General features: G+C 26.3%; 10 protein-coding genes. 8 read left to right on the forward strand and 2 right to left on the reverse strand.

The window, feature by feature from the left end:
• Positions 1 to 178: 178 nt before the first annotated feature.
• The gene (locus ARA19_RS03225; RefSeq protein WP_055069505.1) at positions 179 to 1,579 is read left to right on the forward strand and encodes a PTS galactitol transporter subunit IIC; all 1,401 of its coding nucleotides are present in this window, start codon (positions 179 to 181) and stop codon (positions 1,577 to 1,579) included.
• A 277-nt stretch (positions 1,580 to 1,856) separates the two neighbouring features.
• Positions 1,857 to 2,780 carry an EFR1 family ferrodoxin gene (locus ARA19_RS03230; RefSeq protein ID WP_055069506.1) on the forward strand — a complete coding sequence of 308 codons (924 nt, stop codon included), beginning with the start codon at positions 1,857 to 1,859 and terminating at the stop codon, positions 2,778 to 2,780.
• A gap of 57 nt (positions 2,781 to 2,837) precedes the next feature.
• Here ARA19_RS03230 and ARA19_RS03235 read toward each other — a convergent pair whose 3' ends face one another.
• Positions 2,838 to 4,001 carry a cyclically-permuted mutarotase family protein gene (locus ARA19_RS03235; protein WP_055069507.1) on the reverse strand — a complete coding sequence of 388 codons (1,164 nt, stop codon included), beginning with the start codon at positions 3,999 to 4,001 and terminating at the stop codon, positions 2,838 to 2,840.
• A gap of 925 nt (positions 4,002 to 4,926) precedes the next feature.
• On the opposite strand from ARA19_RS03235, the gene pnuC reads away from it, so the two are divergent.
• Entirely contained in the window at positions 4,927 to 5,694 is a 768-nt protein-coding gene (gene pnuC / locus ARA19_RS03240; protein WP_055069508.1) for a nicotinamide riboside transporter PnuC, read from the forward strand.
• A 542-nt stretch (positions 5,695 to 6,236) separates the two neighbouring features.
• Positions 6,237 to 7,673, forward strand: coding sequence for a hypothetical protein (locus tag ARA19_RS03245; RefSeq protein WP_055069509.1), 1,437 nt, complete (start codon positions 6,237 to 6,239; stop codon positions 7,671 to 7,673).
• 118 nt (positions 7,674 to 7,791) lie between these two features.
• Here the strand turns inward: ARA19_RS03245 and ARA19_RS03250 are convergent, their stop codons facing one another.
• On the reverse strand, positions 7,792 to 8,190 hold the full coding sequence (locus ARA19_RS03250; RefSeq protein WP_055069510.1) for an RrF2 family transcriptional regulator: 399 nt from the start codon (positions 8,188 to 8,190) through the stop codon (positions 7,792 to 7,794).
• Between the two features lie 193 nt (positions 8,191 to 8,383).
• Here ARA19_RS03250 and ARA19_RS03255 point away from each other — a divergent pair, with 193 nt between their 5' ends.
• From ARA19_RS03255 to ARA19_RS03270, 4 genes are all read left to right on the forward strand, one after another.
• Positions 8,384 to 8,821, forward strand: a complete 438-nt coding sequence (locus ARA19_RS03255; protein ID WP_055069511.1) for a globin domain-containing protein — start codon at positions 8,384 to 8,386, stop codon at positions 8,819 to 8,821.
• Between the two features lie 631 nt (positions 8,822 to 9,452).
• A complete protein-coding gene (pdxR, locus tag ARA19_RS03260) occupies positions 9,453 to 10,907 on the forward strand; it encodes a MocR-like pyridoxine biosynthesis transcription factor PdxR (protein ID WP_278321668.1) in 1,455 nt (484 codons plus the stop codon).
• A 661-nt stretch (positions 10,908 to 11,568) separates the two neighbouring features.
• Positions 11,569 to 13,344: a carboxypeptidase regulatory-like domain-containing protein gene (locus ARA19_RS03265; protein WP_055069513.1), complete on the forward strand. Its 1,776-nt coding sequence runs from the start codon at positions 11,569 to 11,571 to the stop codon at positions 13,342 to 13,344.
• 723 nt (positions 13,345 to 14,067) lie between these two features.
• Positions 14,068 to 14,874: an HAD family hydrolase gene (locus tag ARA19_RS03270; RefSeq protein WP_242862381.1), complete on the forward strand. Its 807-nt coding sequence runs from the start codon at positions 14,068 to 14,070 to the stop codon at positions 14,872 to 14,874.
• Positions 14,875 to 15,470: the final 596 nt, after the last annotated feature.

A 15,470-nucleotide genomic window follows, 5' to 3' on the forward strand; every position in this document is an offset into this window, starting at 1 on the left:
AGGAGAATGTTAGTTCAACTTAGATAACATTCTTCTTTTTTTGAGTAAATAATTTTTTATTAATAAAATTTATCTATAAAAATTTTGAGTATAATATTTTCTTTATGAGGAAAAAATGTTATTATGATATAATGTTGAGTAAACTTATCAGAAAAATAGGAACTAATGAGGAGGAGAAATGATTTTACAAGAGATAAAGGAGTTTTTTAGTGTATTCGGTGCTCCTGTATTTTTACCTGTAGTCATATTTGTAATATGTAAGTTTTTAAGAATGGATAATAAAAAGTCCTTTCTTTCAGGGTTATATGCAGGGGTTGGTTTACAAGGATTTATGCTTTTAATTGGAGCATTTACGCCTATAATTATGCCTGTTATTAAACAAATGGTTAATTCAACAGGAATAAACTTACCAGTTTTAGATTTAGGATGGCAAACTAGTGCCATAATAGCTTATTCAAGCAAAATAGGACTTATATTCTTTGCTTTTGCAATAATAATACAATTAATACTTTTTGCAAGTAAATTTACTAACATATTTTTACCTTCAGATTTATGGCTTAATTATACCTATATGATTTGGGGATCAATGTTATATATAGCAACAAAAAATATTTGGTTATCAATGTTATTTATGATAGTTATACTTTTATATAATGTACTTAATATTGAAGTTATATGTAAAAGTTGGTCTAAGTATTATAATTACCCTAACTGCACAATTATATCTATGCATAATACAGAAGTAACTTTATTGCTTTATGTTTTAGATCCAATATTTAATAAGTTAGGATTTCATAAACTTAAATTTAATCCAGAGAAATTAAAGGATAAATTAGGTGTATTTGGTGAACCTGGTACTATAGGTCTTATACTTGGAATGTTTATAGGAATATTAGGAAACTTAAAGAGATTAAATACTATGGTAGCTTGGGGACAAATAACAAAGCTTGGAATAGTTTTAGCAGCACTTATGATTATATTTCCTAAAGTTGCAGAAATCTTTGGAAAAGCTTTTGCACCAATGGCAGAAGTAGTTAATAAAAGACTAGATAAAGATAAAAGTAAAAATAGAGAGTGGTACATAGGAGTTGATGATGCTACAGGTTATGGAGAGCCAGCAACTCTTATATCAGGAACACTTTTAATTCCTATAATGGTTCTTATGGCTTTAATACTACCAGGAAATAAAACTTTGCCTATGGTAGACTTAGTTTCATTACCATTTATGGTTGAAGCTTTAGTAGCAATGACTAGAGGGAATATGTTAAAGGTTATTATTGTTGCGGGAATTTGGTATTCAATAGGACTTTACATGTGTTCAGCAATAGCTCCAATATATACTGAAGCAGCCATTGCAGCAGGAGTAGCATTACCAGTTGGTACTGTTATGATAACAAGTTTTAATATGATGGCTCAACCTATTGCAGGATTAATGTTCTTAGGCTTTTTAACTAAGAATCCAATAATAATTTCAGCAATAATAATTTTATATGTAGTGCTTCTTTTTATTGTTAAGAAGAATAAGGTTAGAATACATAATTATATAGAAAAACAAGCAGAAAAGAATGTTACTGCTTAGATAAATTTTAGTTGAAGCTTATAAACTAAGACTTAAATCAGAGGATGTATCAAATTACTGATATATCCTCTATTCTTTTTTCTAGCTATATAACTATCTCAGAAAATGAAAAAATATATAGTGCTTTTATTTATGGATAAAAGATTAAGAGCTAATAAGATAAGAGTAGGAATATATTAAAAAAAGAATTTAAGAAGAAGTTATCTAGATTTCTGTATTTGTTTATTGTAAGCTTATAGAAGATTAGAGTATTACAGCTACTAGATATGAGGTAAATTTGATTTTTATTTTATATATCAATAAGTTCACAACAGAAGAAGGTACTTTAAAAGTATTTTTAAATACAGTATTAAGTGGCATTAGTTATTTAATATTATTAGGAGGAGAAGTTATGAGAACTGTCATATATTATTTTTCAGGAACGGGGAATAGTCTTAAGGTTGCTAAAGACTTAAGAGCATTTTTTGATGAGGTTGAATTAGTGAAAATAAATGAAGATAAATTAAATCAAAAAATAAGTACAAAAGCTCATAGAATCGGATTTGTAGCACCGATAATTTTTGGAGGAATACCAAAATTAGCAGAAAATTTTATAAAAGCATTGAAAATAGAATCTAGTAATCCTTATATTTTCACAGTGGTTACTCATGGAGACAAGAATGGTGAAGGTATTACTTTTGAACAGATTGATAAAGTTTTAAAAGTAAAAGATTTTAAATTGAATGGGAGTTTTTCAATAAGAATGCCTCACAATATGCCAGCAAAGGATCATATTATTACTGATGAAGAAAAGGAAGTTTTTTTTAAGGAAGAAGAGGAAAAAATTAAATATATTACTAGGAGTATTTCTAATGGTGATGGTGTAGATTATAAGAAAAATAAGGCTAAGAGCTTTATTAATAAACTTAATTATAATGCTATAAATGGTCTTTCTAAAAAATTTCCATTAGATAAAGGATTCATAGTCAATGATAAATGTATTAGTTGTAAAATATGCAGTAAAGTATGTCCTGCAAATAATATTGAGATTAATAATGGAAAACCAAAGTGGAAATTAAGTAATTGTCAATTTTGTTTTGCTTGTGTTCAATGGTGTCCTAAGGAAGCTATAGAATATAAGAAGACTTCACAAGGAGTTAAGCGTTATAGAAATCCTTATATAAAAGTCAATGAATTATTTAATAATCAAGTTAAAAGATAGTTTAAAGTAGTAAAAGAGAGGATATATCAGTAATTTTGATATATTCTCTCTTTAATATTATTTGTAAATTAGAGTTCCTGAATAAATTTGATTTGTTCTTGTACCTGGTTTAATTTCTCCATTTATTGAATATATATTATCACCTTCAATAACTAGGCCTTCTCCACAAGGGGCATTGAAAGGTATTTCACCTACACTTGTCCACTGATTAGTTTTAGAATTATATATTAAAATTTGTTTATTCCAGTTGAATTCAAAAGGATCTGCTCCAAAATAAGCTTCTCTAAAATCAGCTAATTCTTTATCTTTTAAAGAACCTAATTTATCTACTGCATTATCATAAATTTTTTTATTAAATCCACCTATAACAAGCATTTTTTCTTCGTCTAATTTAACGGAATTTACTCCAAGAAGGGAAATTTCTTCATTTCCAATCTTTACATCAGCAATTTTACTCCATGAGTTATTTTTTATATTATATTTATATCCATCTGTATAAGCAACTTTGTCACCGCCACTAAAGATATAAATGTTATCACCTAGTACTTGAGCTACAGCTTGATTTCTAGTAGATTCACCTGGAATGTCTGCTAATTGTTCTATTTTACCACTTTCGGTATCAAATTTATAAAACTTATTAGTTGCTGTTCCATTTTGTTTTCCAAGGCCAGTATATATAAATTTATCATGTTTTACTGAAATTCCATCAGCAAGAGTGAAAGGTAAATCCCCTATATGTTTTTTGCTTATTTCACCATTATCATCAGCTGTAATAAGGATAACATTATCAGCTTCTTTTTCATTAGAACTTCCACCAATGTAATAAATTCCTTCATCACTAGTTATTGAATTTCCATAACCAATTTCATAGTCTAAAGTTGTGTGATTTACTTGAGTTAATTTTCCATCCTCAGGTTTTAATACATAAATATCGGGATATAATACTTTTTTTCCACCATTTAAGACTGATTCTTCTGGAAAGTTTGCCCCACCACCGACAATAATAAATCCATTTGATTTACCAGCAAGTATACCAGCAGTACCAATATTTTTATTATAACCTTTTTGTGCTTCTAGTGTTCCACCTTGTTCCCAAAGAATTTTTTTTACTTCTTTTTTATCTTTTGAATCACTGATTTTAGATGATGTGTTACTAGTACAACCAATGAAAATTAATGATGTAACAACTATAGATAGTATAGTTTTCAATACTTTTCCCATGCTTTTTACCTCACAAAATGTTTATAAATTTAGATTTAGTTTAAATAGAATTAACTCTATTTCTATACTTTATAATATTTCCGTGAAAACGTTTTTATTCTTTGGTATAATAAATTTTTTATTTAAATTAATAAATTTAATAATCAATATTAATTTAATGATAAGTTTTTAAAAAGAGAATTGAGAAGAAGATAGTTAATTAGTGTATAAAATAATTTTTTAGATTTCTTATCCTGGTTAGTAAGGAAAAATTAAATTGGAAGATAATTAATTTAATCATCTAGATTAGTAAATTGATAAAGTAGCTGCCTTTTATACATAATAAGTAGTATTATAGGACAGTTACTTTAAATTATAGTTCGAATATGAAATATCTTATAACTGAATAAATAAAATATATTAAAATAATTAGTTCTGCACAATAAATGCAAATATTAGCTAAACTCATATTGTTATACCTCCAAAATAAAGTTAAGTTTAAGTTAAAATCAGCAAAAATTGAATCTAATTTTAGTTATTAGATGAGTTAATTTATTATGTATTTATAGTATAATCGAGCGAGTTAAAATAAAATTTATAAAAAGTTTACAAAAAAGAAACATACACACAATAAGATTAAAATTATTTAATTTAATTAGAAATATAAGAAATAAAAATGTTTACATTATATTAAATTATTAAAAAAATAGAAAAGAAAAAAGAAAATTTATATTTTTGATTTTGAAAGGTTGTTAAAATTAAAAAAACAATATAAAATTTTATTTATACATTTATCGATAAATTATAGTTTATTTTAATTAAATAATGAGAAAAACTATAAAAAATTTTGATTTTAATTGAAATAAGCACAAGTAAAAAACATTTTATTTCTAGAGTATTATGAATTTTATATAAAAAACTAAAGAGAAAGAGTTGGATTAAATTTATGAATTTTTACAAGGTACTTACACCATTCCAAAAATTCTTTCTTATATTTTTCTTAATAACAGGTATATTATCATTCTTTCAACTGGTACTTATGGGACAAGGTTCTTTCTGTAGTGTATTTACAGTAATAGGGATTATTGGGCTTATATCTACTATTTCAGGAATTTTTACATGTATATATCAAGCTAGAGCAAGCTTAAGTTGTTATTTTTGGTGGATATTAAACACTATAACTTATGCTATAGTAGCTTTACATGGAGCTTTATATGGACAATTTATTCAAAATATAATTTTCTTATTACCTCTTGAGATAATAGGATTTATAGCTTGGAAAAGAAACATTCAAACAAGCACACATGGTGAAATTGATGTTGAAAGATTTACAGCAAAACATTGGATTTTTTCAATTATAGGTTTAGCAATAGCTTGGGTAGTTTACGCATATTTCTTAATTGAATTACCAGCTATATTTAAACTTTTATTTAATATGAATATTTCATCAGACCCATCATATATAATGGATTCATTTACAGCAGTAATGACAATCTATGCAGTATGGTTAACATCAAAAAGATACTTAGAGCAATGGTACTTCTGGTTCCTATCAAACTTAGGGGTAATATTATTTATAGAATCAATGATAAAATCAGGAACAGTTTCAGTAAATGATTTATCAGGTGCTTTAGTATGGATCCAATTTGGTACTAGTGCAATATATGGTTATTTTTGTTGGAGAAAATTATATAAAGCAAGACATAATCAATAGGACTAATAAGATTATAATTTAGTATATAGTATTTAAAAGTTGTTTAAGAAAAAATAAGATTGAAAGTATATTGGATTTTATTCAGTATATAAAGAGTAGCTAAGAAAGAAGGGACTTCTTAACTACTCTTTCCTAAAAAAATTCATTAAATTTAAAAAACAAGAAGTTTTATAACTATTTTGTAATAACTTCCAGTTAATATATTTATATAGAATATATTAACTGGAAGTTTTTATTATATAAGAGAAAAGTCTTTTATAAGAAAGTTATGGGGATGAGAAAGTTATAGAGGGGAGTGTTTTTTTATCTTAGTTTTATCAGAGTTATTTCTCTTTTAATAAATGTAGACTTAATTTAGATGGATTTTTGACTGCAGCTGAATGCTTAGTGCTTAGTGGGTGTTATATAGAAGCGTGAGGCTATTTATCTCCTACTTATAAAAGATAGGAGCAATACAATCTCTAGCTATCAGATAAATACTTTCAGTAATAAAGGGATTTTAATAATTTTAAAATATTAATGGTGAATATGGGGAGGTACTTATGGTCAATAAAAATATTTATGTTGTAGCTACTTTACTTCTTTCTATGACTTTAGTTGGATGTTCAAAGACGAAGGAAGGTGTTTTTTTAGAAAATACTACAAAGGAGAGGGATTTTAATATAAAAGAAGAAAGATATATGGACTATGAGGGAATTGAAGAAAATCAAATTTTTCAAAGTTTATATTCAGAAAATGGATATATTTATGGTGTAGTTAGAACCCTTGTAGACTCTAATAATAATGTTATAAAAAAGAATATAGGAGAGAATAAAAAATTAAAAGATAATTATTATAGGGTATTAGAAAATAAATTATTTAAAATGGATAGTAAGGGAAAAGTAAGCTTTGGTGAAAGAGCTATAGTAGATGTAAAGGGTGAAAATATTATAAGAGATATAACCATAGATGAGTTAAATCAACTTCTTAGTAGGGAAAATTTAGGAGATTATAAAGATTATGGCCTTCTAGGAACTATTGGATATAACGAAAAGGGGGAACTTGGAATAGGGGAGTTAGGAAAAGAACCTAGTGAAGAAATATTATATAAATTTAGTGAAAAATATAGAAAGAAAATAGAGGATGGATATTATCCTTCAACAAACTTTATTGACTCAGAAAGAAGGTATATGGTATCTGTGTTTTTTGTTAATAAGACAGAGGGAAATATTGAACAAGGAGCAATAAGTGATATAGTACTTATAGATAGGGAAGAGAAAAAGGAATATATATTATATGGGGATAAGAATAAGGAGAAAAATAAAACTTTAGAGGATTTTAAGGAGAAAAAGAGAATAGCTTATAATAAGAAAAATAATAAATTTTTTGTTATAGGAGCTTCTGGAACAGTAGAAGAATTAATATTTGATGGAGAAGAGATAGAATTAAAGAAGAATGGTGACTTTAAGGAAATTCAAAGCTTTTTTAATTTATATGATAAGAGAGAGTTAGTCACATATTCTATTGAAGACAAAATAGTACTTTATAATAAGTCAGGGAGTATGGATCAGAAATTAATGTTTATATATGATTGCCAAAAAGATTCAGGAAATATTATAGGAGCGGAACAATTTTATACTGATAAAGTTTATAAAGTTTTTGAAGAGAACTCTATGTTTTTAATTGGACCTAAAGATAGTATTAATCAGAAGACATATACTTTATTTAAATTAGAAGCTGAGAAATTAGTGCCAGTTCATGAGTTTAGTTTAGGGAAATTAGAAGAAGTAAGCGATGTATTTTTTATTAATGAAAATAGTGAAAAGAGTAATTCTATAATTTTAGAAGTTCTGAAGAGGAAAAATGGTGAAAATGAAAATTACAATGTAGATTTTTTAGAAAAAGACAATGCTGATTTGGAAAGCAAAATTATAGATTATAATTCTATTAAGGATTTTGAAGAAATAAATTATTTGAAGTTGATTCTATCAGCACCTTAATTTATATTACTTTTATAAATATATTTTTTTATCTGCCGAGATAGCTATATAGCTAAATAAAAGGCAGAGAGGATGTATCTGCAATTTGATACATCCTCTATATTTATACATATCTTTTTTAAATTATATCAGCTAAAGTATATTTAGAGAATTCTTGAAAAAATTTATCTAAGGAAGATGAAATTATAGGACTTAATTTGCAAATATTCCCTTTACAAAAGGAGCAATTGTTATTTTCACCAAAACATTCTACTAAGTTTAAATTATCTTCTGTTATTTTTAATATGCTCCCAAGATTTATTAAAGAAGGTGACGTACCAAGCTTTAATCCACCATTTCGTCCTTTTATAGATATAATATACTCAGTTTTAGCTAGTTTATTTATTATTTTTTTTAAGTGATGTTCAGAAATATTTAAATCTTTAGCTATTTCATCTATAGTACATAATTTATTTTCATTTTCAGCTAAATATATTAAAGCTCTGAATGAGTAATCTGTAAATTTTGATAATTGCATTCAAAAAGCCTCCCTACTAAAGAATTTAATTCTTTTTTATATTATAAGTTATTTTCTTTAAAATACAAATTAAAATAAAAAGAGTATTTTACTTGCACATTTTATTTTTTTATGTTAATATAATATCAACGCAAAGTTAATATTATTTAAGAATAATTATTATTTAATACTTTATATAGAAGGAGATTGTATTATGCTAGATCAAAAAACAAGAGATATAGTAAAAAGTACAGTTCCTGTGTTAAAAGAACATGGTGTTGAAATAACAAAAGAATTTTACAAAAGTTTATTTGAAGCACACCCAGAAATAAAAACAATGTTTGACATGGGAAAACAAAAATCAGGTGAACAACCTAAAGCTTTAGCTATGGCTGTTTTAGCAGCTGCACAAAACATAGATAATTTAGAAGTTATGTTACCAGCAGTTAAAAAAATAGGTCAAGTACATGTAAATACAAAAGTTAAACCTGAACATTATCCAATAGTTGGAGAACAATTATTAAAAGCTATAAAAACTATATTAGGTGATGCTGCTACAGATGAGATAATGGAAGCTTGGGAAAAAGCTTATGGAGAAATAGCAAAAGTATTTATAGATGTAGAAGCTAAAATGTACGAAGAGAACAAATAAGAAATATTAATTTGTAATGTACAAAAGTAATACCTCAATATAGAAAATATACGAAATAACAAACAACAAACAACAACGCGGACCACTTAATAGAAAAAATAACTATTAAGTGGTTCTTTTTTTTAAAGATATGAAACTATATAATTGTAAATGTATTATGAATAATGTTTAATGTATGAATAAAATTTATTTTATATGAAATTTGCCTATTTGTATAAAGTAAAAGTAGTTTGTCACTTATATAGCTATATGTTATATAAATTTGAGAATTAAAATCGTAAAAGTAACACTGCAAAGAGAGAAATATTCTCAAAAATAGTCATTTATAAGTCATATAAAACAATGGAGTTGTTTTTAAGAAACAACTCCATTGTTTTATATTATGAAGAATGTTTAGAGAAAAAATTTGATATAATTAAGCTAGAATTAAAATTTCACATAAGAAATATAAACTAACATTAAATTTAAGATAGAGTTTTAATTTTAGTGAAAGTTATCTAGGGAGCTATGTCTGTTTATTTATAAAGAGTAGAAATTGAAGGATTACAGACAGGGTCATCAAGTGAAAAGAAGGATACAAGAATATTTAGGATTTATTAAAAATATAATTCAGATAGAGGTGATATACTTGATTTTTTCTAATTTAAAATTCAATGAACAGGAACCTATATATCTTCAAATAGAAGCTCATATAAAAGACATGATAGGCAAGGGGCTTATGCCAAAGGGAAGTAAACTGCCATCAACTAGAGATTTAAGTAATAGAATAAAAGTTAGTAGAAATTCTGTTGTTTTAGCCTATGAAAATTTAGAAGCTGATGGGATTGTTTATACACAAAAAGGTAAGGGTACTTTTGTAAGCAATGATATCAAAGAAACATTAAAAAGTAATGAATCTTGGCAAGTGAATTGGGGTAATAAAATAAATAAATATGCTAAAAGAGCAGATGAATTAGATATAGTGAAGTCGGAAATACCATGGAGTAAAGGATTAATATCATTTAAAAGTATAGCGCCACCAGGTGAATTATTTGATATGGATGAATTTAAAAAGGCATTTTTAGATAGATTATCTATAGAGGAAGATAAAATTTTGAATTATGGGTATGCCAATGGTTATAAGCCGCTAATAGAATATCTTTTAAGTTATATGAAAGAAAAGGGAGTGGATATTTCTCAAAAAGAAGTATTAATTACAAATGGATTTACTGAAGGTTTAGAAATAGTTTTAGACAGCTTTACCAATGAAGGAGATAAAATTATTTGTGAGAATCCAACCCATAATACTGCAATAAAAATGATGAAAGTTCATGGAATTAATATTATTGGGGTGAAGATGGACAAAGATGGAATAAATTTAGAAGATTTAAAGGAAAAAATAAAAGATAATGATATAAAATTTGCATATATTACACCATCTTATCATAATCCAACAGGGATTGTTATGAGACCAGGGAAGAGATATGAACTTTATAACATATTAAAAGAAAGTAACATCCCTTTAATTGAAGATGGCTTTAATGAAGAACTTTTATATGAGTCATCTCATATAAGTCCAATAGCAGCTCTTGATGGAAAGAGTAATGGAGTTATTTATATAGGGAGTTTTTCTAAAATACTTTTTCCAGGAATGAGAATTGGTTGGGTAATTGCTGATAAAAAAGTTATAGATATATTAACTAGTGTTAAGAGATGTAAGAATATACACACATCATTTTTAGATCAAGGTATACTATATGAGTATTTAAAAAGAGGAGCTTTAGAAAAGCACATAAAAAAAATAAGAAAGCATTATAAAGATAAATATGAGTTTGTTATAAAATGTATAGAAAAATATATGGATGTAGAGTTTTTAATGGGCGAAGGGGGATTCCATGTATTTGTAGGATTAAAAGGAATTAATTCTAGGGAATTATTAGAGGGATGCTATAAAAAGTCTGTTATATTTATGCCGGGGGATATATTTTATGTGGATGGTTCTGGAGATAATACATTAAGGCTTGGATTTTCGAGACTAAGCTTTGAGGAAATAGAAGAAGGAATAAGGATTATTGGAGAAACTATAAATGAATTAAATAAAAGTTAGTATTTTTAAAAACCGTGATAAGATAGCATTAATTATTTTATCATGGTTTTTTATATTTTTAAATTAATTTATTTTTGTATTAAAATATATGTTTTTTTAATTATCATATAATCTTTAAAAATTTATATAATAATAATAAATCTTAATATAAGTATTATCATATTGATAATAAATTAGAATACAAATATATATTTAGTAAAATTTTAAATAAATTTTAATTATATTAAAATATTTTTTAAAATACAAAACTAATCTCTTTTTTATTTATTTCTAAAAAAATATATGAAAATAAAATTAAAATGGATAAAAAAATAGAAATATAATAAAAAATATTTAAATAAATAATAAAAAGGCAATTAAAGAAAAGGATATGGATTAAATAGTAAATTTTTTGATGTTCAGGTACTAAAAAGGAGAAAAATATATTATTGTAATAATTATTTTAAAAGAGTAAGATAATATAAGCTTAAAAATTAGACACAACTAGATAAGAAGAAATTTCATCTATCTGATGTCTAATGTTTGTAATACTCCAATCTTCTATAAGTTGGAGATAAACAAATATACATTCTCAGATAAGGAGTACTAAAGTTTAGCTAGGGTCAAAATCCTAGCTAAATTAAGTCTTAGTTTATAAACAAAAGCAAAGGAGTAAGGGAAAATGCCTTTTAATAAGAAGTTATTAGCATTAGTAGTTGCTACAACAGCAGCAATGGCAGTAGGAACTAATGCTCATATAGATTTAAATGAAAATAATAATTCACAAAGTAAGGAATTAAAGATAAAAAACCAAAAGTTATTGATTCAGAGTAACAATGATGATATTTCAAATACAATAAATGATTCAGATACTATAATTATGGCTGGAAATGGGAAAGCTTATACTGATTTACAAAATATAAAGTTTAATTTAAATGGAGTACCTGTAAGTGGAAAAACGATTGCAGTAACTGATGATAGTGGGAATTTTATTGGGGGAGGAATACTTTCTCAGGGAGTAGTCCCAGTTTCTCAATTAGAAGAAGGTCAAACTTTATTGGGAAAGAAAAATATAATTATTTCTGTCCAGGGATGTACAGAACCAATTGTAGTAAAAAATAAAGCTATAAATATGTTAAATTATGAAGTAACTAAAGTAAGTGGTCTAGAACCTGGAGAAACTTATAATATAGATGCATATCCAGAATCACAGAATAAGACAGTAACTGCAAATAGTAATGGAGACATATTTATTAAAAGAGATAATTCTTATTCTTACATTAATTTATATAAAGGTGGGAAATTAATTAAGACACTGCCTGGAATGGGACCAATATCAGGAAGTGATGAGAGCTATGCAATACCAAGTTTAAAAAGTCCTCAAACTAATATATTACCATACTTTGTTATAGGAAAGGGCGATATAATAATAAATTTAGGGACTGTAAATAGAAAATTTGTTGATAGTGATGGAAAAGTAATAAAGGAAGATAGTTTTACGGGAGAAGTAGGAACTAGTATACAAAAAGCAGATATTCCAAAGGGATATGAAGTTAAGAGTATTATTATTGAAAAGAATAGAAAAGTTGTTTCAGGAGGCTTAGATCCAACAAGTATAGGAAACTCGAAGATAACTGTAATTTATAATTTAGAAAGATATGGTAATGCTGTAGTAAAAGTAATTGATAGTCAAACAGGAAAAGTATTATCAGGAGCAACAGTAAATATAGATGGACAAACATTGCATACAAACTCAAATGGGGAAGTACAAGTAAGTGATGTTAAACCAGGAGAAATAAGCGCAACAGCTTCAGATGAAGGTTATACTAATGGACAAACTTCAGTTAAGTTAGATCCAAATGGAAAGGCAACAGGAATAATTTCCTTAGCACCAGTAACGGGCAAAGTTATAATAACAGTAAATGATGATAATGGACTGTTAAAAAATAAAACTATAATAGTTAATGGGAAAGAAGAAAAAACTAATGATAGTGGAGAAATTACTGTAGGAACAACTCAAGGAATTAATCATATAAAAGTAGCTTTAAAGGGATATAATGATAAGAATATTGATGTAAATGCTACTACAGGAAGTACTAAATATAAGACAATAACATTAACTCCTAAAACAGCTTCTGTAAGAATAAATATTATAGGAAAAGATGGTAATATTGTTTCAAGTAAAATAGTAAATGAAAATGATCCACAATTAGTTATACCAAAGGGTTATAAAGTATCTAGTATAACTGTTAATGGAGAAAAAATTGGAAAAGATAATCTTACAAAATCAGATTTGAAAAACAAAGATGTGTCAATTAATATTGTTAATGATAAAAATTTACCTAATACAGGAGTAGGTGGAGAGCTAGGCTCTAATATAGAAGACTTGGTTACTTTAGCTTCTATCATAGGAATGTTAGGTATAGGAGAAGTTTTCAGACGTAAAAATAGAAGGTAACAAACAAAAAAGGATTTATGTTTTTTATAAGCATAAATCCTTTTTTATATTATTATTTTTCTTAATAAAATAGAGATATTTATTTTATTTGATGTAGTATCCAAAAAGTCCACAGCTAAGAGCCTCCAAAATTAAATATATATTTTTCATAAAAATCACCTCTAAAGTTAGCTTTTAAAAAGTTTCTTCACTATTTAAATAGAAACCAAAAATTCCTGTAATAATAGCATTTAATATTAAAATAAGTTTATTCATTTAAATTTCCTCCTTGGTAAAAATTGTTTTAGTGTATTTCTTCACTATTTATATAAAATCCAAAAGTTCCTGTAGCAATAGCCTCTAATATAAATAGTACTTTTTTCATAGTTAAGTTCCTCCTTGAGATTTGTTATTCTTTATACTTTTATTATATTAAGATTAGAGTTAAAGTGATATTTAAGAAGCTTTCTTTAAGCTTTCATTTTTGTAATATTTAAAGGATTTATGAATAAAGTAGATTAGGTTAATATTTCTTAATTTAAACTTAAATTAAGGTTGTAGAAAATAAATAAAAAAGTATGATAGAATTACTATTAAGAAAGAATTTAAAGCTAGGTAAACTGAAACTTAATTTAGTTAGAGTTAAAAACTTACTTAAATTTAGTGAAAGTTATCTAGGAACATGTGTCTGTTTATCTCAAAATTATAGAGTATTTATAGGCACTAGTTAGCAGATAAAATGAGGTGGAAACTTTGAAAGATATAAAAGGAATAGTATTTTTTGACGTAGATGGAACCCTTGTAGATTGTTGGAAGGGCATTGAAAAACCTACAGAAAAAACAAAAGAAGCAATAAGAAGATTAAAGGAAAATGGTTATTTAACATTAATAGCTACAGGAAGACCTATGAGCTTTTTAAGTGACGAATTAAAGGAATTAGGTGTTAGTGGCTATATAACTTCAAATGGAACTTATATAGAACTTAATAATAAGGTCATATTAAATGAAGAAGTTAAACAAGAGATAGTTGATGATATAATAGATTTTTGTGGGAAAGAAAAAATTGATTATATATTAGAGGGACAAGCCTATAGTTATATATCAACTAAATTAGATGATAGAGTAGGAACTTTAGTTAGAACTTTTTCTTTGCCTATAGAAAAAATTCAAGATAGTTGGGAAGGGCCTATATCAGTAAATAAATTAATTGTTATAGATAATGGAACAGAAAGTTTCCAAAAGATATGTGAAAAATATAAAGATGATTTTATATTTATGCAACATCCAGGAAAAAATTCCTATGATATGTATAGAAAGGGTTACACAAAAGCTTATGGAATAGAAGCTTTACTAAAGGCTATAGATATTCCAAAGGAAAAAACTTATGCTTTTGGTGATGGTGAAAATGACATTGAGATGTTTGAACTTGTTCAATATGGGATAGCAATGGGTGGAAGCCATGAAAATTTATTAAAACAGGCATATAAGACTACTGATGATGTAGCTAATGATGGAATCTATAATGCTTTAGTTGAAATGAAGTTGATTTAGAAAACTGAGACTTAATTAAGATAGAGCTAAAGCTTTATTTATAAAAAACGAGGATGTATCAAATTACAGATACATCCTCTCTGCCTTTTATTTAGATATATAGGTTCATCATTTGTGCCCACTCACTTACGTAAAGAAACTCTAATATTTTTTCTACAACAGTTTCTAAAATTTCCAAACTCACTTTGTTTGACTGACAGTCCAAATCTATGATTTGGTAACTGGAAGTTACTCAGTGACTTTAGCACTGAGCTTCTTTTAAAAGGAAACTCGACTCGCATTGCTCGCTGAGTAAGTTCCTATGACTAAATCAAGATTTAGATAGTCACTTACGAAACTATTGTTCAAAAATAAAGAGCTTCTAGTACTAGTTCAATGGTCACAGTATTTTGTACCTATATAGCTATCTCGGCAGATGAAAAAAATATATTTATCTGATAGCTAGAGGCTGTAATACTCCTATCTTTTATAAGTAGGAGATAAACAGCCTCACGCTTCTAGATAACTGTGACAAAGCATTCAGATGGAGTCAAAACTTCACCTGAATTAAATCTCCGTTTATAAAAGTAATATAAATTAAGGTGCTGATTTGATAC

It is taken from the genome of Clostridium massiliamazoniense (assembly GCF_001403635.1).
Classification (GTDB): Bacteria; Bacillota; Clostridia; order Clostridiales; family Clostridiaceae; genus Sarcina; species Sarcina massiliamazoniense.

Coding starts and splice junctions, on each gene's coding strand:
- ARA19_RS03225 (WP_055069505.1), top strand. CDS start 179: ATGATTTTACAAGAGATAAAGGAGTTTTTTAGTGTATTCGGTGCTCCT.
- ARA19_RS03235 (WP_055069507.1), bottom strand. CDS start 4,001: ATGGGAAAAGTATTGAAAACTATACTATCTATAGTTGTTACATCATTA.
- pnuC (WP_055069508.1), top strand. CDS start 4,927: ATGAATTTTTACAAGGTACTTACACCATTCCAAAAATTCTTTCTTATA.
- ARA19_RS03245 (WP_055069509.1), top strand. CDS start 6,237: ATGGTCAATAAAAATATTTATGTTGTAGCTACTTTACTTCTTTCTATG.
- ARA19_RS03250 (WP_055069510.1), bottom strand. CDS start 8,190: ATGCAATTATCAAAATTTACAGATTACTCATTCAGAGCTTTAATATAT.
- ARA19_RS03255 (WP_055069511.1), top strand. CDS start 8,384: ATGCTAGATCAAAAAACAAGAGATATAGTAAAAAGTACAGTTCCTGTG.
- ARA19_RS03265 (WP_055069513.1), top strand. CDS start 11,569: ATGCCTTTTAATAAGAAGTTATTAGCATTAGTAGTTGCTACAACAGCA.